The sequence below is a fragment of the Occultella gossypii genome, from assembly GCF_019947135.1.
In the GTDB taxonomy this organism is placed as follows: domain Bacteria; phylum Actinomycetota; class Actinomycetes; order Actinomycetales; family Beutenbergiaceae; genus Occultella; species Occultella gossypii.
In genome coordinates, this window is record NZ_JAGSHT010000034.1 from 1 (window position 1) to 19,550 (window position 19,550).

Consider the following 19,550-nt stretch of genomic DNA (forward strand, 5'->3'; position numbering starts at 1 on the left):
TGGCGGCCATCCGAGGACGGCATCAACGGCTCAATCAGGTCCCACTGAACATCTGACAGCACGGCAGTTCGCGACACCAGAACAGACTCTCAACGAACACCCCCAACCTTTAGGAGACACGCCCTAGCGGTCTCGGAGTGCTTGTGTGATGTCGCCTCGGGTGAATAGCAAGGCTGCCGCGGTCGAGACGGCCAGGCCTGTGACGGTGGCGGCAACTGCTTGGGTGAGGGCGATGGCGAGGACCTGGTTGGGGAGTTCGCCCCAACGTGCGGCGGTGGTGATGGCGAGTAGGAGGATCGCGGCTGCGGCGGCCGGGATAGCGATCATGGCCAGTTCGCCGGCGATGATTGCGGCGACACTGGCGCGGCTGGTGCCGAAGGTGCGGTAGACGGCGATCTCTGCACGGCGGGTCCAGGTCAGTAGTAACACTGCGAGGGCGATGATCGCGGCGCCTAGGGCCCACGGTTGAACGCTCATCGCTGCGCGCCATTGTTGTAGCGGGGTGAGTACTCCGGCGGCATCGCCGAGGAACGGGGCGATGAATGCGCGGTCGCTGGGGTAGGCGAAGCCCAATACATCGGCGCCCGATTGGACAGCGCCGGGTTGCATGCGGATCCAGCAGGCGCTGATCGGGGTATCGGCAAGGACTGTGGTGGTGACGGAGGAGGTGAGCAGCCCCACCGGTGCGGACGTGATCACGATTGTTGGGCGCAGTGCCCTGTTGCCACCGGAGTCGAGGAGCCACTGGTTCGGTGCGGCGGAGCCGAGGGCGTACAGGTCGGCGCCTAGTGTGACCGTGCCGGCGGGTGCGGCGGGTGCGAAGACCTGCAGAGCGCCTGGCGTCAGGCCCACTAGCGGGACTGGGCTGCGGCCGCCGGCGAACGCGTAGACGGGCTCATTGGCCGAGGCCGCCACACCACCCGTGGCGGCGACCCCGGGCCAGCCGCCCAGGTTGGTGCAGGCGGCGCCGTCGAGCGGCCGTTCGGCCTCCACGGGGGTAGCGATCCAGACGTGTGACCCGGCGGCGTGGCGGTCCTGCTCCTGCTGCAGGGCCTGCTGGGCAGCGATGACGGTGTAACCGAGGACACCGGTCAGTACCGCGGTGAGCAGGATCCCGAGGCCGAGATGTGCTGGCCCGAGGTTGCGCCTCGCCTCGCCGAGCAGCTGGTCAGGGCGCCACACGAGCGCCCCCTGTTTCGGCGGGTTGCGTGATCACCGCGGTGTGGTCCGCCATCGCGGCTACCTGTGGGTCGTGGGTTGCCATCAGCACGGTCGCGGCACTCGACAGCCGCAGGATCAGCTCAGCGATCTGCCTGCCGGTCGTGAGATCGAGATTGGCCGTGGGTTCGTCGGCGATCAGTACGGTCGGGGCACCGAGGAGCGCCCTGGCGACACCGACGCGCTGCGCCTGGCCACCGGACAGAGTTCTGGCCGGCTGGTGCGGGTCGGTGATGCCGACCTCATGTAGCAGCTCGGTTGCATGGTCCTCCACCTCGCTTCGACGGCGGCCGCGTGCAAGTGCGGGCAGCACGACGTTGTCCAGGGCGCTGCGACGGGGCAACAGGTTCACGCTCTGCAGGATCCATGCGATTTCCCCGCCGAGCGCCGTCGGTGCGTCCTCGACGGTCCGCAGCCGGCCGTCGATGAGGACCTCACCCGCGCCGGGGCGCAGCAGTAGGCCAGCGACCGCTAGCGCCGTGGACTTGCCGGCGCCGGAGGGCCCCATGAGCGCGGTTGAGGTGCGAGAGGGGACGAACAGGTCGTAACCGTCTAGGACCGGGGTCGGCGCACCGGGGTAGTGGACGGTGATGCCCTTCAGTTCGACGGACACGTGAGGTTCCCGAGCATCTGGACCGGGTTGACGAGCACTAGGGCGCCCTCGTCGAGGGTGGCCATGATCTGGGCTCGGCCGTCGATGCTCGACCCGACCACGTTGACCGGCTCGAGTGTGGCATCGCTCGTGGACTCGGGCGTGGCGATCGCGATGCAGGTGGCGCCCTCGGAGTCGGACACGACCGATGCCGCGGGTACCGCCTGGCCGGGTTCGCCGTCGACGAGCCGGGTCCTACCGTTGAGACTGACCGTGTCGGTTCCGTCGACCGCCTGGGCGAGCGCTAGGTCCGTTGCCGCCTGCAGGTCCGTGATGGTCCAGGTCCCGTCGTCTGCGAGTTGGATCGGGATCGCTTGACCCTGCACCAGGAACTCGTACGATCCTGCAGGTCCGGCGGTGGCGCTGGTGATCAGGGCGCCCTCCAGCGTGGTCGCGCCGCTGGCGACGGGTTCACCAGTGGCGGGGGCCGGGGCACCCGGTCGGATTGTGACGGCCGCGACATCGAAGTCGTCAGAGGGTAGGTAGAGGAACCACTCAGGCTGGAACGTCCCGGTCGGGGAGGCGCCCCAGGTCCGTTCGTAGGCACGGACCGCAGCGGCGGTCGACGCACCGTAGACGCCGTCGGCGTCCAGGTTGACCTCCGGCACCAGCTCGCTCAGCAACCGCTGCGCCAAGCTGACGTCGGCGCCGCGGGCGCCCGAACTCAGGGGGCGATACAGCACGACGTCGCCGGAGTACGCGACCACGGGAACTCCGTCCACCCGGTAGAGCACTTGCCCGCTGCTCACTGGGGATCCGGCGGTGATCACAACGGCCGTTACCGTCCCTGAGAGGCCTGTGGCCATGAGGTCGGCGCCATCGGTGAGCTCCGCCGTCAACATCGCATCAGCCGAGTAGTCGATCGCTACCGACTCCACCGGGGCAAGCACCGGCACGGGCTCAGGATCCAGCGCCGAGAGCGCGTCACCGGCATCGCGTGTCAGGAACCAGGAAGCCGCCACCGCACCGATGACGGCCAGTGCCACCACCAGAAGCGAGAGACCACCGCGGCGCCTGCTCACCGGCCCGCACCGAAGATACGCGACGCATACTGATTGGTGCATGCCATCGCGGGCTGGACATCACCGCCAGACTCCTCCAACTCGACCATCCGCTGAGTGATCTCCTCGAGCGAGTCCTGCTCCGTGATTCCCGGCACGCCGGCATCATCCAGACAGGTGATGAACTCCGCCATCACCTGCTCACGCTCTGCGCCGGTCAGGACATTCTGCTCCTGAAACGCGATTTCCGCGTCAGCGAAGTTCAGTGGCTGCTCGCACGCAGCCAGATCCTGACCCGAGGACGTGTCACCCACCTGCCCACCGCCGATGCTGAATCCGTAGGTGAGGTCGTCATCGCGCATTTCGACCGGATCGACGTCGTAGCCCTTGTCCACCATGCACTGGCGAACGGCGGACACAAGCGCGACATACTCCGCTTCGGAGATCGAGCCACCCTCATACGCCAGACCAGCGGGTTCCTGGGCCTCGGGAGCGGCCGAGGAGCAGGCGGCGAGGGTGAGCAGCAATGCAATGGCTACAAGGTGGGACCTGATCGGAGGCCGCCTCAGCACGTCAGACATACGTATGCCGAGCGGGTCTCTTCGACGTTCGTGAAGATGTCACTTTCCCACCCGACTGTCCGGTAACTGCCGGAGGCAGGACAGGAGGAGACCGTACCGGGGGACTGCAAAGTCGTAGTTCCAGATGAGGTCTTGCGGACCGAGTACCCAGCGATAGCTCCCGTGCTCCGCTCCAACCCCGACTGCTGAGTAGCTGCCTGCGGGTATGAGGAGCCGCATGCGTTGGTGGAGCTAAACCACGCTCCACTGCCGGTATCAAGCGGCTGGTAGACAAGGACGTTGCAATTTGGCATCGCTGCCTCGGCTGGTGTGGCCGTGGCGGCCATACCGCCCGCCCCTAGTAGTGCGCCAATAAAGGCAATCGTCAAGTAGCGGCGTACCTTCGGTCGAGTCGTCGTCGTTGACATCTTTCCCCATTTCCCCTGGGTATGATCTAGGTCACATTAGCAGAGAACCGTGGGTGCTCAGGTCGTCGACCACGTCATGGGTGCTTTTGGACCTCATCGGCTCTTGTACGGGAGCAACTGGCCCATCGTCGATCTGTGCCAGGAGGGCTACGACGGCTCCATCGGAGTGCTTCAGTCCTATCTGTCAGAGCTGAGTCCCACCGAGATTGACCAGGTAGTTGGGGGTGCGGCCGGCCGAATCTACGCCGGCTCCTAGCCTCTCTGACGCGATCAGGCCCCGGCCCGGTGAATCGCCCGCTGTCAGTCTCTGTGTGGTTCCATCGAATCGTGGAGAGGGCTATGCGGCCACGCCCACTTTCGTTCTACCCAGATCGATGGCGTCGCCAACTGCCACGGAGGTGACATCGCACATTTCGCCGGGATGTGTGTGCAGGTCGGAGCGCTGCAGATGAGAGTCCCACTGTCTCCGCCACGAGCCTCGGTTTCCCAGAGGAACCGGTGTTTTTCGTTGGTATCGGAGCAAACCATCCTGAACCCCGACCCCGCGGGTCACGCGTTGCGCTCGAGCCGCCCTCTACGGAGCCGGTGAGGGTGGTCGCAGATGGCGTCGATGTCGTCCTGTTGGTGGCTCGTCATGATCAGCGTTCGCCCGTCATCGACCATCGTCCGGAACAGTTGCCTGAACTCGACCACGGTGTCCTCGTCGAGGCCATTGAAGGGCTCATCGAGGATGAGGACAGGTTGGTCCTCCATGATCGCCTGGGCCAGTCCGAGCCGTTGCTTCATGCCGAGGGAGTAGTGGCGTGCCTTCTGCGGTAGGCCCGGATCTAGGCCGAGCAGGGTCATGGTGTCCCGAACCTTGCGCTCGTCCACCACCTTGCGGATCCCGGCCAGCGCGAGGAGGTTCTCCAGGCCAGTCTGGCTCGGGATGTAACCGGGGCGGTCGATGAGGACGCCGAACCCTTGAGGGAACACCCGGTTCGGGGAGAGGTAGGCGTCGTCGATCCGCGCGGTGCCGGCGTCCGGCCGCACGAACTGGGTGATGATCTTGAGCAGGACAGACTTGCCTGAGCCGTTCTCGCCCTGGATCCCGACGGCGGTGCCGGGCGCGACGTCGAGGTCGACGTCGGTGAACAGGGCGCGTCGGTTGTAGGACTTCTCGACGCCGCGCAGCGATATCACGGGCATGGTTCCTCCTAGTGGATCTCTCCGCGAGTGCGGTTGAACAGGAGCAGAGTCGTCGCGGTGAGCAGGATCAGCCACGCGATTAGGACGAGCAGCGGCTGAGGATGCAGGCTTTGGATAGTCGGGCTGGTCGGGTTCGACAGGTCGGTGGCGCGGGCCAGGGACGCCTGCCCGGTGGGGGTCCAGCGAGAGATGGCACCCAACGGCCAGGCCAGCACCAGCGCACCCGCGAGGGCGTACGCACCGCCCTCCACTCGTCGGGCCAGCACCGTTCCGAGGGCGAGAATCACGGCCACGACGAGACACTGCGCGGCCAGCGCCAGCCCCCAGTACCCGGCGAGAATCAGGACGTCTGCAGTCACGGGTTCGCGCAGCCGGACGAACACGGCCACGACCGCGACGGCAGCCATCGCGAGGCCGTACCCGGTGCACAGGAGCGCCGCGGCCCGCAGGTGCCGGCCGTACCAGCGCGAAGGGCTGGCGAGGCGGACCATCTCCGCGTAGTGCCGGCCCGTGAGCGCGGCGACCAGGTCACGATGGAGCGCGATGGCAGGGACGAGCACCAGGATCGTGTTCGCCAGGTACGGCAGGAGAGAGACGCCGTCGGTGCCGACGCCTTGCAACAGCATCAACGTGAGACTGCCGTAATCACCGTCGTCAGTGGGGAGCATGCCGACCAGCCCGATCAGCACGAGCGCCCCACTCATGAGCACCACCGGACCGGCCGGGACGTCGCCGAGACGGGTCCAGCGCACCTCGAGGCGCCGCGCCAGCCGGTGGCTCAAGGCTCCGACGGCGGCCAAGATCACCAGCGCACCCCACGGGCCGAACGGGACGCCACGTACCGCAGCAAGTACGGGCAACGCGTAGGTCGGAGGACCCAAGAACGTGGGGACCCACCCGTTCGTCCTAAACGAGACGATCCCCCACAGCAGTAGGGCCAGAGCTGCCCCGACCGCAGCGCGCGGCCTGTCAACCATGGCGGCGACCGCCGCGCAGATGATCGTCAGAGCCGCCAGGGTCGCGCCGGTGGTGACGACCTGTAGCGCGAGGGCCAACCCGGGCACCGGCACCGAAGAGGTGAGCGCCGGCAGTTCCTCGAGTACGCGACCCGAGGCGGCCGACCCCCACCCCCACGAAACGGGATACCCGGCCCCGGCGAGGAGTCCCAGCCCGACTGGGATCGCAGCGAGGACGGCGATCCACGGCAGCGCCAGCCGTCCCTGTGCCGTCGCCCAGTCGGTCCTGGTCGCATACCGGATGAGGACCTCGGGCCGAGCGTTGTTCCGGATCTGCCGCAGCATGCACCAGGTCGCGATCGGCAGCACCCAGTAGCACAGGAGGTATCCGGACCCGGACGTACCCATGACCAGGTCCCAGTACGTCGGGGTCGTGCCGCCGCTCTCGGCGAGCTCGACCAGCGCCGAGCGCTCGAAACTGGAGAAGCCGACCGCACCCGCGATGTAGACCACCCCCAACAGCGGCGGCATGGCCCGGGGCGCGCGCACAACGGCGGTTGCCCCGGCCCGCGCCTCGATCACCCCCGTCATGTCCGGACGATCCCGGGAGTCTGGTAATCGCGGCGATCGACAAACACGGAGAGCCCGGCGGTCACCACCGCAATCGCGGCCCAGCCCGCCAGTTCGGTCCAGATCGGCTGCTGGGTGATGTGGAACCGGAACGGCGGCAACGAGAAGGCTTCGAGTCTCAGCACAGCGAGGCCGAAGTTCGCCATGAACCACAGCACCAACGGAGCGGCGAGGGCCACGAACTTGTTCCCGATCACCGCCGTAAGCAGGGTGCACCAAGCCGCCACGGTCCCCGCGACGAACGCCACCCACAGGCAGAACACCAACACATACAACGCGGGGGAGACGGCCCAGAGCTGGGAGAACGGGAAGCGCCCCTCGATCTGGCCGGCGAGCGGGACGCCGTAGCCGTGATCGGTGTAGGTCGCGCGGGCGACGGCGAAGCACACGATCGTCTGTACTCCGAACACGCCAGCCGCGAGCACTGCCGAGACGAGCACCCGGGACGCGAAGTAGGCCCGGGCTCCCGTTCTGGTGCGGGTGGTGAGCGCCCACGTGTTGGACCACTCGTCCTGCAGGCGCAGTTGGGTCAGCAGCGCCACCACCAGCGGGAAGATCAGCCCGATCGAATCGGACATCACCGTGAAGTACGACATCCAGTGGTCGAACGCGTACCCGGGTAGTGCCAGGATCCCGGAGATCGGCGGAACAACGACGAGCAGCGCCGCCATGGCGAGCAGTTGCGGGCGTCGCGCGGACCGGCGCAGGTCCGTGATCACGAGCCGGCGGAGTGTGCCCGCGTCGCCCACCCCGCTACCTGACCAGGCCATGGTCGTAGGCCGCGATGACGAGTTGGACCCGGCTGCGCGCATCGAGTTTGCGCAGGACTTGGGAGATGTGTGTCTTCACGGTGTTCTCCGAGACGGTGAGTTCGGCGGCGATCTCGGCGTTGGAAAGGCCGCGGGCGACGGCGAGGAGTACCTCGCGCTCCCGGTCGCTGAGGTCGTTCATGCCTGGGTGGGGTGCGGTCGCGCTGCGCGCGGCGACCTCGTGGACCAGGCGTCGCGTCGCCGTCGGGCCGAGCAGCATGGACCCGTCCGCGATCATGCGGACCGCCTCGATCAGCCGGGGAGCGGTGACGTCCTTGAGCAGGAACCCGCTCGCGCCGGCTAGCAGTGCGTCGTAGACGTACTCGTCGAGGTCGAACGTGGTCAGGATGAGCACGTGCGTGTCCGGGTACTCGCGGCAGATCCGCCGGGTCGCACCGATCCCGTCCAGGCGTGGCATCCGCACATCCACGACGGCGACATCCGGGCGATGGCGTGCCACCTCGCTGAGTAGTGCCTCGCCGTCGCTGGCGGTGGCGACCACGGCAAGGTCCAGGGCGGAGTCGATCATCGCGGCAAGCCCGGCGAGGACGACCGGCTGGTCGTCGGCGACGACGACACTCGTGGGGTTGGGTGCGTCTGTGGTCATGAGTCGCTGTCCACGGGGATGATGACGCGCAGGGTGAAGGTGCCGTCCGCCGTCTGGGTGTCGAGGCTTCCGCCGAGGGATTCAACCCGCTCCCGCATCCCGATCAGGCCGCGACCTGGTGCGCCGGCGTCGGCCAGCGGATCGACCGGGTTGGTCACGGTGAGCCCGAGCACGTCTCCACGTCGATCGCGCCGGAGCGTCACCGGCGCCGCGGACGCGTGTCGGCGGGCGTTGGTCAGAGCTTCCTGGGTTGCCCGGTAGAGCACATAGCCGGCCGCCGCCGTCACAGGCCCCCATTGGCCTTTGACCTCGACCACCTGTCCGGCGGCACGCGCATCGGCGACGAGGATGTCGATGTCCGCAACTGTCGGTTGCGGGGCGAGCTCGACAACATCCTCGGAGCGCTGCAGCACCGCGAGCACCTGGCGCAACTCACCCATCGCTGCGCGGGCGTCCGTCGCGATGTCAGCCAGCACCTCGCGCGCAACTGGATCTATTGCGGGGTGGGTGTACGGAGCCGACTCCGCGCGGACCGCGACCAGCGAGACATGGTGAGCGACGACGTCGTGCAGGTCGCGGGCGAGCCGTGCCCGTTCGCTAGCGCGGATCTCCACCTGGATCGCATGCCTTCTGATGGCCCGAGCCTCACGCAAGCGGACGGCCACGCGCCAACCGGCGGCAATGATGGAGATGCCCACCCAGCCGATGACGATTGCTGCCGTCAGGATCAGCAAGGACCGCAGATCGCCACCGCGTCCTGCGCCGCCGGGGCCGGCGAAGAGGGTCGAGATGGGTAGCAGACCCCAGACGACGGCGATGGCCAGCCCCCCGGCCGCGATCGATCTCAAGGGGTCACGGGGTGCCAGGATCCACGCCACCGCCGCGAGGGCGACGAGGGAGGTCATCATCAGGCTCCCGAACACGATCGCGCTCAACAGTGGTGCCGCCGCCAGCACAATCGACCAGCGGCTGAGGCGAGCGGCGGCCAGCACCATCGCCAGAGCCCCGGATGCGATGCCGGCGAGCGCCCAAACCCGGCCCGCCTGCAAGTAGACGCCCGCGTCGAGTTGGGCGATCAGGGTCGGTGCGATCGACAGGGGACTGACGGGTGCCGCCGGATCCGGGTGGCACATCGGCCCGAACGCGCCGTAGGTGCAGGGAGCGATCGTGTCCGTCCACACCCACATCGCCGTCACCACCGGGACGACTACGACGATCACCCATCCCAAGACCCGCATCGGGTCCGCAGACAGCCACGTCCACGCCCGCGTCGGCCACCTCGCCGCCGCGCCGGCGAGAGCGGCCGGTTCACGATGCGCGCCAGGCAGCGAACTGGCTCGCGAAGCACGTCCGCCCCCGCCGCCATCGCTCATGGCTCGATCATGGCGGTCCGAGGCCATCCCCGACCACCTCCCCCAGGATGGTTCGCGATCACCCGTTCGAGTGATTGGACATCCACGCAACGTACCGGCTGCCGTGAAATCTCCTCCGCGTTCGAACCGGCACATCGTGCAAGTCGGCGATCAGCCCTCCGGCCGAACTGTCTGGGCGGTCACGGTGGTGAGTTCCGCGGGATCACGGTGGTCGTCGAATCGGCGCAGGGAGTCGATGTACCGAGGCTTGTCGAGGTTCCAGTCGAACACGGCGGCTCGCTGTCGCTTTGGGCGGCCAGTTCGTACCGGGTCGGCGAGCAAATGGGTGGACCGGCCGTTGCCGTGCACGAAAGGGGTGGACGCGGACCGCATCAGCATGTGCAGCGAGCGGAGGCAACCGCCGTGGTCTCCCGAACCGCCACCGAGGTGACACGCGCCACTCGTGACGAGTGTCGCCCCAGTTCAGAGCGTTGCGGCTGAGACTCCCAACGTCTCCGCCACTGGCCCGGCTTCCCGCTGGGAACCGAGTCCTTCGTCGAGGGCCGCCTGTCCGGAGAACAGCCTGCATATCTCCTACGACGGGTCGCGCATCTGCTTCAGGCGGGCCAGGTTGGGCAGCGGGCACCATGCGCCGAGCTGTGGGTAGTCGACGGTCACCCCGACGACGCCCCGCTCGCCGAATGACATCGCCCAGTCGATGGCCGCAGGCAGCGGGACGACGAACAACGGGACCGGGGCGCCCTCGGGCACGAGGCCGCCGGCGTGCGCCGCGGCCTTCGCGCGTGTCGCGCTGCTGAAGATGGCCAGCATCGATCCGGTCTCGGCCGCGAGAGCGTAGGGGCGCGGCTCCTCGGGAGTACCGCGGTTGATGCACACCCACTGGTCGAGCCGCACGACCCCCGTCCAGAGCTTGATCTGGGGTTCCATGTCACCCGGTGCGGCCCGGCAGGCCTCGTTGAGGCGGTCCAGCTCGGCCAGTACTTCCGGGCTGGGTTTGAGCGAGCCTGCCGGGTCGTCCGCCCTCCTCGGCGCTGGGCGCGGGTCGCGCCCGCCGAACGACGCGGCCCGGTCCCAGATCCAGTCGGCCATCGACTCCGCGACGGGCTCGTCGGGGTGCCCGGGGCGTCGCGCGACCAGCTTGCCGAACGCGACGACGACCAGGTACGCCCCGGCGTCGTCGGTCAGCACCGGTTCCCTTGCATCGTTCTGCGGCCAGTCCGGGTGCGCTGCCGGGTCCGCCTCGATCGCGGCGTCCATGGCGAGCATCTCGGCTGCCGACATGAGCCGGAACGTTTCGGGCAGCCCCCAGGTGGCGCCTGATCCGGGTCGTTGGCCGTCGTGCCAGGCCACCAGATCCTCGGCCGCCATCGCGCCGATGTCCTTGGCCTCCTCCTCGGAGGGCGTAGCCGCCGGCCGCAACGTGGCGCGCAGGTCCTCCGGCATCACCTTGTCCAATGCCGCCAGCGCGGATGCGAGGTCGGTGCCAAGGATCCGGTCGCGGAGCAGCTGCCACGCCATCTCGATCACGCCCGCGCGACGGATGTCCTCCAGGGTGACGTCCTCCGCGTCAGCGTCATCCACGATCCGCCGCATCGTGCGGGCGGTCTCCACCAGGTTCTGCAGCTGGCCGTCCGTCGGATCCTCGCGCAGCAGTCGCAGGGCCAACTCTTCGGCATCGGCGAACCGGTACTGCACCAGGTAGGCCCAGCCGAGCATGAGCGCGATCGTCGGGTTCGCCGCGTCGGCCCGGATGGCCTCCTCGGCCGCGGGGACGAACACCTCGGGTGGTGCGAAGGTCCCGAACAGGTAGACCGCGCGCTTCCCGAGCGCCTTCCGGAGGTCGTCCGGCGCGGTGCGAGCGGACATGGCGACCGCCTCGTCGAGCTGGTGCCACCCGCCGTCGTACTCTCCGGAGAGCGCCTGGGCGTACCCGAGCTCGATCCAGTCATCCCACCCCTCCTGATCCACGCGGAGCACGGTTCGCGCCCAGCTCAGCGCCTCGGGATGGTCGTGTTCGGCGAACGCCAGGTGCCGCAGCGCGCGAGCCGCGTTGATGAACTGACTGTCGGCGCGACCCGCCACCTGGCGGTACAGCCGCCGCGCCTCGTCGGCATCGCCGCAGGCCTCGCGGTGGCTACCGAGCAACAGCGCCGCGCTGCTCCGCTCCGGCTGCGCCGCGAGCACCTGCAGCGCGAGCTGGGCGATCTTCGGATGGGTGGGCTGTGCGGACAGGAGCTCCCACGCGAGGTCCAGGTTCCGCTCCACGGGATCGGCGGCGGCGTCGTCGGCCGCCGGACGGTCGAGGTCGAAGGGGGTCACTGCACGTCTGCCTCAGGGTCGTCGATGTTCCTCGGCACGGGGCGCGGGTCGCGCCCGCCGAACGCCGCCACCCGGTCCCAGAAACAGTCGGCCAGGGTCGGGGAGACCAGTACGTCGTCGGCGCCCGACCTCCGGACGATGACCCCGCGGTACGTCGCGACGAGGTAGCCGCCGTGGTCGTCGGTCATCACCTGGGCGTAGTCGTCGGCCAGCCTTTCGTGCTTCCACTCGGGATAGGCACCGGGGTCTGCCTCGATCGCCTCGTCCAGCGCCGCGATCTCCGCGCTCGACAGCAGCCGGAAGCCGCCGCCGTCGCGCCACAGCGCGCCGGTGCCGGGCTCCTGGCCGTCGTGCCAGGCGGTGAGCTCCTGATCACCCATCGAGGATCCCCTGGCCGCGTCCCCGAGCCCTGGCCGTAGCGCGGCGCGCAGCTCGTCCGGCAGCACGTCGTCGAGAGCGGTCAACGCGGCCGGCAGGTCGATCCCGAGCATCCGTTCGCGCCGCTCGGTCCAGGCCAGGCGGACCATCCCGGACTCGTGAATCTCGGCGAACGTGATGCCTTGTTCCTTGGCCTTCGTGCGCATCATGCGGATCATCGAGACCGCGTTGCGCGCAGGCGCGTTGGTCGGGTCCAGGCGCAGCAAGCCCAGCGACACGTCCTCGGCGTCGTCGTAGCGGCCCGCGTGCACGTGTGCCCAGACGAGTGCGGTGCTGACGTACTCGTTCGAAGGATCGGCGCGCACCGCCTCCTCGGCCGCCGGGATGACGCGCTCTGCCGGGGCGACGCTCTCGAAGTGTGCGATCGTCCGTTCGGCGAGCGCGCTGGTCAGCTCGTCGGGGTCGGTGCGGGCGCACCGCGCGACGGCGTCGTCGAGCAGGTGCCAACCAAGTTCCGGGTCGCCTGCCATGGCTGTCGCAGCACCCAGGCGCATCTGATTCGCCCAGGACTCCGGGCCCGCCCGGACGGCGGTCTCGGCCCACCGGCGTGCCTCGTCGTAGTTGCTCGCGTACTTCTCGAGCTCGTAGAGCGCCTCAGCCGCGTCGACGAACACGCTGTCGCGAGCACCGATCACGGCCAGCAGGATCTCGCGGGCCTCGTCGAGTTCGCCGCATGCCATGCGGTGCATCGCGAGCAGCCGCCGCGTCTCGTTGCGCCACGGCTCCTGAGCGAGCACACGCGTCGCGATCCGCCCGACCTCGGGGTGCGTCGGCTGGACGTCGAAGAGTTCCCACGCGAGGTCGTCGTCCCGCTCGACCAGGTCGACGTCCCGCTCGCCGGGGCCGTCGTCCGGCCCGACTGGGCCCACTGCACCGTTCACAGGCCGCGCTTCACGCGGTAGGCGCGCAGCTGGTCGAACGTGCCGTCGTCCGCGCCGTACTCCAGCACCGGCGCGACCTGGTCGAACCACGACGTCGTCGACGGCGTGACGGCGCCCGCGGCGGCGAGCAGCGTCTGTGTCGTCACCGGCACGACCGAGCCCGCCGCCATCGACGCGGTGAGCGCCTGCTGCAGCGCGACCTTCACCACGTGGGCGATGTCGGCGCCGGAGAATCCCTCGGTCGCCGCGGCCACCCGGATCACGTCGACGCCGTCGGCCGGCTTGCCCTCGAGGTCGCCCTGGAGGATCGCGGCGCGCGCCACGCCGTCGGGCGGCAGCACCAGCACGGTCTTGTCGATGCGGCCGGGGCGGCGCAGGGCGGGGTCGATGTCCCAGGGTCGGTTCGTCGCGGCCAGGAAGTACACGCCGTCGTTGGCGCTCGAGACGCCGTCGAGCTCCTCGAGGAGCTGGGTCACGATCATCCGCATCGACTGGGAGCCGCCGCCGCCGGAGCTCCGCCGCCCGCCGAGCGCGTCGAACTCGTCGAGGAAGATCACGCAGGGTGCGGCGGCGCGCGCGTGGCGGAACACGCTGCGGATCGCCTTCTCGCTGTCTCCGATGTACTTACTGATCAGGTCAGCCAGCGTGACGTGGATGAACGACGCCCCCAGGTCACCGGCGATCGCCCGGGCGATGAACGTCTTGCCGCATCCGGGCGGGCCGTACATCAGAAGCGAGCCGCCCGGCTTCTGCCCGAAGGCCGCCGCCATCTCCGGGTCTCGCAGCGGGGCGAGGAACGTGGAGTCGAGGTGTTGCTTGACCTCGGCCAGGCCGGCGACGTCGGCCAGCGTCACGGCCGGACGTTCGGCGTCCCACAGGCCCGGCATCGGTGCGTCGTCGTCCTCGTCGTCGACGCCGTCCAGGTCGGCCGCGGACGGGGTGAGGATGGGAGCCGGCGCGGGGGCCACGGGTTCGCTCGGGGGCGCTGCTGCGCCCCCGCGAAGCCGAGCCGCCATGAGCCGCGCCCGCAGGACCTGCACGCGGGTTCGATCGCCCCCGCCGGCTTCGAACGTGGCCAGCTCGGTCGCGGCGCGATCCGGGTCGGCCTGTAGCAGCAGGGTGATGAAGTCCTCCAGCAACGCGAAGTTCTGCGGGTCTCGCCTCACCTCGCTCTCGATCACCTCGAGGAAGTCGTCATGTGCCATCTGCTGCTCCTTCTGGCCGTGCGGGCGGGGTCAGTATCGCAGCGCCTCGCCACGCCTCGACGCTGAGATCCACGTGTCGGCATCTCGCGGCGCAGGAACCCGGCCGCGCCGCGACGTCGTGTTTCCAGGGAGCCCAGTCACGGAACGTTCGCCAGCACCGCCCAAGCGATCGGCGTCGGGCCCTGGGTGAGTTCGAGGATCCGCTTGCGGATCCGGGGCTCGTGGAGCAGTTCCGCCAGCGTGGCGGCCACGTCCTGACGTGAGATCTCGTCGTGCGGCTGCGCCGGACCGAGCGATATCGTCCCGATCCCCTCGCGGTCGACGAGCAGGGATGGCCGAAGGATCAGCCAGTCCTGGTCGCTCGTGCTGACCGTGACGTCGATCAGCTTCTTCACCGCGAAGTAGAACTCCACGTCCTCGCCGAGGTCGTGCCCGCGCCCGGCCTCGGGCAGCACGGACACCAGCGCGAAGCGACTCACACCAGCGAGTCGTGCCGCCTCGAGAGCCTTCACCACGCCCTCGCCGTCGATGGCGGCCGTGACCTTCCTCGTACCGCCGTTCGACCCGGCGGTGTAGACGACGACGTCCGCCCCGGTGAGCATGGGGGCAAGCGAGTCGGCAGTCAGGTCCGCGAGCTCCGCCACGTGAGCCTCGACTCCCCGGTCGGAGAGCTGTGCTCGCTGCTCGTCACGACGTACCAGTCCGGCGACATCGTCGCCCCTGTCGATCAGGTTCCCCGCCAGCAGTCGACCGACGGCCCCACTGACGCCAATGATGAAGACCTTCATCGTTTCGCGGCCAGCCGGGTCGTCGACGGCAGAGCTGCTCGACAGGGGTGAGTGTGGGAGTACAGGTACACCGTGCCAGGGTGGCCGCCGCGGTCCGGCCTTCGCGTCGGTAGAAGCTACCGATCTTTGCCGGAGCCACGCCGGTCCGGTCAAGCAAACTGAAGCGCTTTGAGTTCGCGGCGTGAGGTGATGCCGAGCTTGCGGAAGATGTTGCGCAAGTGGGCCTCGATGGTCCGTGGGCTGAGGAACAGTTGCGCGCCGACCTCACGGGAGGTTGCTCCGGTGGCCACCAGCCGTGCGACCTGCAGCTCCTGGGTGGTGAGCTCGTCCGTCGGATGGGTGGTTCGTGCGCGTGGGTGCTCGCCCGTCGCGCGGAGCTCGCGGGCGGCGCGCGCGGCGAACGCCTCGATGCCCATGTTAGACAGCAGCCGGTGGGCGGTGCGGAGCTGCTCGCGGGCGTCCTGGCGGCGGCCCTCGCGGCGTAGCCACTCGCCGTAGACGAGGTGGGTGCGGGCGAGGTACACGGCCCACCGGCAGTTGGTGAGACGCACGATCGCCTCGCGGTAGTGCTCCTCGGCGGCGGGACCGGTAGTGGTCAGCGCACGCGAGCGCGCGGCCAGCCCGAGCGCGAAGTCCGTCCCGCTGGCGCTGGCCCGGGATGTGAGCTGCTCCAGCGCGGCTGCTGCACGTTCCGGCTCACCAGCGCGGGCTGCCGCTTCGACGAGCTCGGGAAGGGCCAGGCTGCTGTACGCCAAATCGTCGTGCTCGCACGGTGGTGTCGCGGCGGCGAGGGCGTCGTCGTAGTTGCCCAAGCCGTTGTGCAGCGCTGCCAGCGTGGCCTGGGCCAGGCTGACCGTCGAGCCCTCACCCCGCTCCGTCGCCTCCTTGACCATGGTTGCGTAGAGTTCCAACGTCTCGGGCTGTTGGCCACGCCAGGCAGCCAGCATGAGCCGGGCGTTCGGCAAGGGCGGGGCCCCCGTTGCCTGCGTGATTGCGGCCTCCTCGGCGGCCAGCTCGGTGGCACGGGTGAGTTCACCAGTGATGACGAGTATCGAGGCGACGGCGTTGAGTGCGGCGGGGAGTGTGGACAGCGAGCCGGCGTCGCGGGCGAGCCGGACGGCGCTGGTGGCCAGTGTGTAGAGGGCCTCGTCATCCCACAGCATCGCCGCGACATGGGAGGCCAGCCACAGCCAGCGGCGGTCGTCGTCCTCGACTCTGGACTCGTGGTCAAGGAGCGTCTCCAGTGACCGCTGCAGGGTGGGAACGCTCGCCTCGAACCCTTGCGTGAACCTCGTGGCCAGCCCGTCCAACAGCAGATCAACAGGCCGGGGCGGCGTCGGCGACGGGGGCGCATCGATGGCAGCCTCGGCCGCCTCGGGTAACCCACAGCCGCGGGCCAGGTGACCAGCGTGGACCGCCGCATCGAGCGCGTGTAGGTAGGTTTCGCGGGCCAGCGGCGGGTCCAGTGGGGCGAGTGTCTTGGCGGCGTCGAGCAGCATCCCCGGCATGTCGCTGCCTCGCGTCAGGTGGAACGCGATCTGGGCGCGGAGCAGTTCGAGGCGGGCGCGTGGCAGGGCTTCCAGGGGTCCGGTGGCCGCGACGGCCAGGAGTTCCAGTGCGGTGTCGAATGCGCCGGCGTCGTGCTTGGCGTGTGCGGCTTCCAGCGCCCGCCTCGCTCGAGTGGCGGGCTCGGGGGTCATCTCGGTTGCGTGCTGCAGGAACGCGGCCGCGGCGGCCAGACCGCCGCGGCTGCGCGCCCGCCCAGCAGAGCGCGCCAGGTCCGCGGCGGCGTGCTCGTCGGTGCCCAGTACGGCCTGCGCGCGGTGCCAGGCACGGCGATCCGGGTCGGCCTGTGGGTCGGTGGCGGCAGCCAGCGCGCCGTGGGCACGGCGACGGTCCGGCGGCGTGGCTGCCTGGTACACCGCGGAGCGCACCAGCGGGTGGCGGAACCTCACCCGGGAGTCGATCTCCAGCAGCCCGGCGACCTCCGCGGGCGCCGCGACCTCGCGAGCGAGCTCCAGGTGGGCGGCGGCGCGCCACAGCAGCGCCACGTCGCCCGTCGGCTCGGACGCGGCGACCAGCAGCAGCAGCTGCGTCGGCGGCGGCAGGGTGGCCGACCGCCGTCGGAAGCTCTCCTCCAAGCGGCGCGGGACGCTCAGCGTGCCGGGTAGCTCGAACCCACCCGCGAGATGTGTCGGCCGTGCGTTGCGGGGCAGCTCCAGCAATGCCAGCGGGTTGCCGTCCGCCTCGGCGATGATCCGGTCGCGGACCCGCTCGTCCAGCGGTGTGTGAACCGCAGTGCTGAGCAACGCACGGGCGTCGGGCTCGCTGAGCCGCTCCAGACGTAGCTCCGGCAAGCCGGCGAACGGAAGGCGGTCGCCGTCGTCGGAGTCGCGCAACCCGAACACCAGCGCCAACTGTTCGGCCCCCACCCGCCGAGCCACGAAGGCCAGGACCTGCGCAGATGCCTCGTCCAGCCACTGCGCGTCGTCGACCAGACACAGCAGTGGCTCCTCCTCGGCGACCTCGGCCAACAGATGGAGCGTCGCCAGCCCGACCAAGAACCGGTCCGGCGCGGCGCCGCCGTGGAGCCCGAACGCCACTCCGAGCGCGGCCCGTTGCGGCTCGGGCAGCGCGCCGGTGCGATCGAGCAGGGGAGCACACAACTGGTGCAGCCCGGCGAACGCGAACTGCGTCTCGGACTCGGCGCCGACCGAAAGCTCCACCCGGAAGCCTGAGGCGAGCGCCGTCTGCCGAGCGTGCTCCAGCACGGCGGTCTTCCCGATCCCGGCTTCCCCGCGGACCACAACAGCGCCGCTGCGACCGGACCGAGCCAGGGAGAGGAACTTCTCGACCGCTTCACGCTCGGAGCGCCTGCCCACGAGATCCACCAGCGTGTGCTCCCGTCAAAAGCCCCAGAGTAGGTAGCCGCCACCGTAGTGGTCCCTGATGCGGAATGCCTAGTGCCGGGCTAGCAACCTGTCAGCTCCGAGGTTCTCGGGTGGCGCCAAGGGGTGAATACCTACGTGGTTGTCACCGACGCGAGGGCTCGTCCGCCGCTGCGAGGCTGACGACGTCGCCACGACCCGGGCATCCGGACATTGGCGCATCCGGGCGGATGGACGCAAGTCCGGCGGCCCGGAGCGGGGCCTCCGGACCAGACGAACCATCCGACATCGCACCCCTCTCCAGTACGCACCGACCATCAGAAGGCAGGAGACCTCATGAGCACGGATCGCGTGCTTGGCGGACGCTATGAACTCCGCGACGTCCTGGGCCGGGGCGGCATGGCCATTGTCCACCTGGCTCGTGACATCTGCCTTGAGCGCTGGGTCGCGGTCAAGGTGCTCCGCGGAGAGCTGGCCCGCGACCCGCTGTTCAGAGGCAGGCTCCGGCGGGAAGCACAAACGGTCGCCGGCCTCCACCACCCCGGCATCGTCTCGGTTCACGACGTCGGTGAGCACGTCGACGACAGCCGGGCGGACGAGCCGAGCGTTCCGTTCATCGTCATGGAATACGTCGCCGGCCAGTCGCTGCGGGCCCGCCTCCGCGAGGGCGCGCTCACGCTGGAGCAGTCGATCCAGCATCAGGTCGAGGTCCTGTCGGCGCTGGAGTTCAGCCATCGCGCCGGCGTTGTCCATCGCGACATCAAGCCCGCCAACGTCATGGTCACGCCCGACGGCGGAACCAAGATCGTGGACTTCGGGATCGCACGTGTCGGTGGTGATCCCGGCGCCACGGCAACTCAGCCCCACGCGCTCCTCGGAACCGCTCAGTACCTCTCTCCCGAACAAGTGCGCGGTGAGATCGCCGACGCCCGGAGCGACCTGTACTCCGCGGGCTGTCTCCTCTACGAGCTGTTGACCGGACGGCCGCCGTTCGTCGGTGACAACCCGGTTGTCCTCGCCTACCAGCACGTGCACGAGGACCCCCGACGAGCCAGCGCCTACCGCACCGAGGTCACTCCGTCGCTCGACACGGTGCTCGTCACGGCACTGGCCAAAGACCGGAACGACCGGTTCCAGAGCGCTCGATCGTTCAGTGAGGCGCTCCAGTCCGCGGCGAAGGGCCTGAACCGTGCGGATGGCTGCGCCGCCACCGACAACGTGGTCCCGTTCCCCCTGCTCGGGCACGCCACGACGACGTCGAGGGGCTCCACCGCATCGCGCACGGGCCACTCACCTTCTCCACCAGCCCGTGACGAGAAGAAGGCCACCACACGATCCGCCTAGGCGAACGGCTCGCACTGGGCTCACCAAGGAAGGAAGACCATGGGATACATCAGCGTCGGGACAGAGAACAGCACACCGATCGAGTTGTACTACGAAGATCAGGGTGCGGGCCAGCCCGTCGTCCTGATTCATGGGTACCCGCTCAACGGGCACAGCTGGGAGCGCCAGACACGGGACCTGCTGACCGCCGGCTACCGCGTCATCACCTACGACCGTCGCGGCTTCGGCCGGTCGTCCAGTGCCGGGGTCGGCTATGACTACGACA

Annotated in this window: 17 protein-coding genes; 3 read left to right on the plus strand and 14 right to left on the minus strand. The window is 69.3% G+C overall.

The annotated features are described in order from the left end of the window. Positions 1-123 precede the first annotated feature (123 nt). The 4 genes from KCQ71_RS26530 to KCQ71_RS26545 are packed head-to-tail and all read right to left on the minus strand — an operon-like array spanning position 124 to position 3,398. The gene (locus KCQ71_RS26530; RefSeq protein ID WP_223411685.1) at positions 124-1,182 is read right to left on the minus strand and encodes an FtsX-like permease family protein; all 1,059 of its coding nucleotides are present in this window, start codon (positions 1,180-1,182) and stop codon (positions 124-126) included. Next, positions 1,169-1,831: an ABC transporter ATP-binding protein gene (locus KCQ71_RS26535; RefSeq protein ID WP_223411686.1), complete on the minus strand. Its 663-nt coding sequence runs from the start codon at positions 1,829-1,831 to the stop codon at positions 1,169-1,171. Before KCQ71_RS26535 ends, KCQ71_RS26530 begins: the two co-directional genes overlap by 14 nt. Further along, positions 1,816-2,892 (minus strand): peptidoglycan-binding domain-containing protein, encoded by a 1,077-nt coding sequence (locus KCQ71_RS26540; protein WP_223411687.1) that lies wholly within the window; start codon positions 2,890-2,892, stop codon positions 1,816-1,818. The genes KCQ71_RS26535 and KCQ71_RS26540 overlap by 16 nt, the downstream gene beginning before the upstream one ends. Next, on the minus strand, positions 2,889-3,398 hold the full coding sequence (locus tag KCQ71_RS26545) for a hypothetical protein (protein WP_223411688.1): 510 nt from the start codon (positions 3,396-3,398) through the stop codon (positions 2,889-2,891). Before KCQ71_RS26545 ends, KCQ71_RS26540 begins: the two co-directional genes overlap by 4 nt. A 510-nt stretch (positions 3,399-3,908) precedes the next feature. On the opposite strand from KCQ71_RS26545, the gene KCQ71_RS27965 reads away from it, so the two are divergent. After that, on the plus strand, positions 3,909-4,115 hold the full coding sequence (locus KCQ71_RS27965) for an amidohydrolase family protein (protein ID WP_372454128.1): 207 nt from the start codon (positions 3,909-3,911) through the stop codon (positions 4,113-4,115). Positions 4,116-4,408: 293 nt separating this feature from the next. On the opposite strand, the gene KCQ71_RS26550 is transcribed toward KCQ71_RS27965, so the two are convergent. From KCQ71_RS26550 to KCQ71_RS26595, 10 genes are all read right to left on the minus strand, one after another. Then, positions 4,409-5,047 (minus strand): ABC transporter ATP-binding protein, encoded by a 639-nt coding sequence (locus KCQ71_RS26550; protein ID WP_223411689.1) that lies wholly within the window; start codon positions 5,045-5,047, stop codon positions 4,409-4,411. A gap of 8 nt (positions 5,048-5,055) precedes the next feature. Beyond that, on the minus strand, positions 5,056-6,594 hold the full coding sequence (locus KCQ71_RS26555) for a hypothetical protein (RefSeq protein WP_223411690.1): 1,539 nt from the start codon (positions 6,592-6,594) through the stop codon (positions 5,056-5,058). Beyond that, positions 6,591-7,403, minus strand: coding sequence for a hypothetical protein (locus tag KCQ71_RS26560; protein WP_223411691.1), 813 nt, complete (start codon positions 7,401-7,403; stop codon positions 6,591-6,593). Before KCQ71_RS26560 ends, KCQ71_RS26555 begins: the two co-directional genes overlap by 4 nt. Then, complete coding sequence (locus tag KCQ71_RS26565) at positions 7,387-8,049, minus strand: response regulator transcription factor (protein WP_223411692.1); 663 nt, start codon at positions 8,047-8,049, stop codon at positions 7,387-7,389. Before KCQ71_RS26565 ends, KCQ71_RS26560 begins: the two co-directional genes overlap by 17 nt. Beyond that, entirely contained in the window at positions 8,046-9,044 is a 999-nt protein-coding gene (locus tag KCQ71_RS26570) for a sensor histidine kinase (protein ID WP_223411693.1), read from the minus strand. Before KCQ71_RS26570 ends, KCQ71_RS26565 begins: the two co-directional genes overlap by 4 nt. A gap of 951 nt (positions 9,045-9,995) precedes the next feature. Beyond that, a complete protein-coding gene (locus KCQ71_RS26575; protein WP_223411694.1) occupies positions 9,996-11,741 on the minus strand; it encodes a tetratricopeptide repeat protein in 1,746 nt (581 codons plus the stop codon). Beyond that, positions 11,738-13,060, minus strand: a complete 1,323-nt coding sequence (locus KCQ71_RS26580; RefSeq protein WP_223411695.1) for a tetratricopeptide repeat protein — start codon at positions 13,058-13,060, stop codon at positions 11,738-11,740. The genes KCQ71_RS26575 and KCQ71_RS26580 overlap by 4 nt, the downstream gene beginning before the upstream one ends. Continuing rightward, complete coding sequence (locus KCQ71_RS26585; RefSeq protein WP_223411696.1) at positions 13,057-14,265, minus strand: ATP-binding protein; 1,209 nt, start codon at positions 14,263-14,265, stop codon at positions 13,057-13,059. The genes KCQ71_RS26580 and KCQ71_RS26585 overlap by 4 nt, the downstream gene beginning before the upstream one ends. 137 nt (positions 14,266-14,402) lie before the next feature. Further along, the gene (locus tag KCQ71_RS26590) at positions 14,403-15,053 is read right to left on the minus strand and encodes an NAD(P)H-binding protein (RefSeq protein ID WP_223411697.1); all 651 of its coding nucleotides are present in this window, start codon (positions 15,051-15,053) and stop codon (positions 14,403-14,405) included. Between the two features lie 149 nt (positions 15,054-15,202). Then, positions 15,203-17,935: an ATP-binding protein gene (locus tag KCQ71_RS26595; RefSeq protein ID WP_223411698.1), complete on the minus strand. Its 2,733-nt coding sequence runs from the start codon at positions 17,933-17,935 to the stop codon at positions 15,203-15,205. Positions 17,936-18,154: 219 nt separating this feature from the next. Here KCQ71_RS26595 and KCQ71_RS26600 point away from each other — a divergent pair, with 219 nt between their 5' ends. Together KCQ71_RS26600 and KCQ71_RS26605 are read left to right on the plus strand one after the other, a co-directional pair. After that, on the plus strand, positions 18,155-19,285 hold the full coding sequence (locus KCQ71_RS26600; RefSeq protein ID WP_223411699.1) for a protein kinase domain-containing protein: 1,131 nt from the start codon (positions 18,155-18,157) through the stop codon (positions 19,283-19,285). Between the two features lie 39 nt (positions 19,286-19,324). Next, positions 19,325-19,550 (plus strand): alpha/beta fold hydrolase (locus KCQ71_RS26605; protein WP_223407363.1); only part of this gene is annotated, 226 nt, incomplete at its 3' end.

Coding starts and splice junctions, on each gene's coding strand:
- KCQ71_RS26590 (WP_223411697.1), bottom strand. CDS start 15,053: ATGAAGGTCTTCATCATTGGCGTCAGTGGGGCCGTCGGTCGACTGCTG.
- KCQ71_RS26550 (WP_223411689.1), bottom strand. CDS start 5,047: ATGCCCGTGATATCGCTGCGCGGCGTCGAGAAGTCCTACAACCGACGC.
- KCQ71_RS26560 (WP_223411691.1), bottom strand. CDS start 7,403: ATGGCCTGGTCAGGTAGCGGGGTGGGCGACGCGGGCACACTCCGCCGG.
- KCQ71_RS26565 (WP_223411692.1), bottom strand. CDS start 8,049: ATGACCACAGACGCACCCAACCCCACGAGTGTCGTCGTCGCCGACGAC.
- KCQ71_RS26555 (WP_223411690.1), bottom strand. CDS start 6,594: ATGACGGGGGTGATCGAGGCGCGGGCCGGGGCAACCGCCGTTGTGCGC.
- KCQ71_RS26585 (WP_223411696.1), bottom strand. CDS start 14,265: ATGGCACATGACGACTTCCTCGAGGTGATCGAGAGCGAGGTGAGGCGA.
- KCQ71_RS26570 (WP_223411693.1), bottom strand. CDS start 9,044: ATGGTGCTGGCCGCCGCTCGCCTCAGCCGCTGGTCGATTGTGCTGGCG.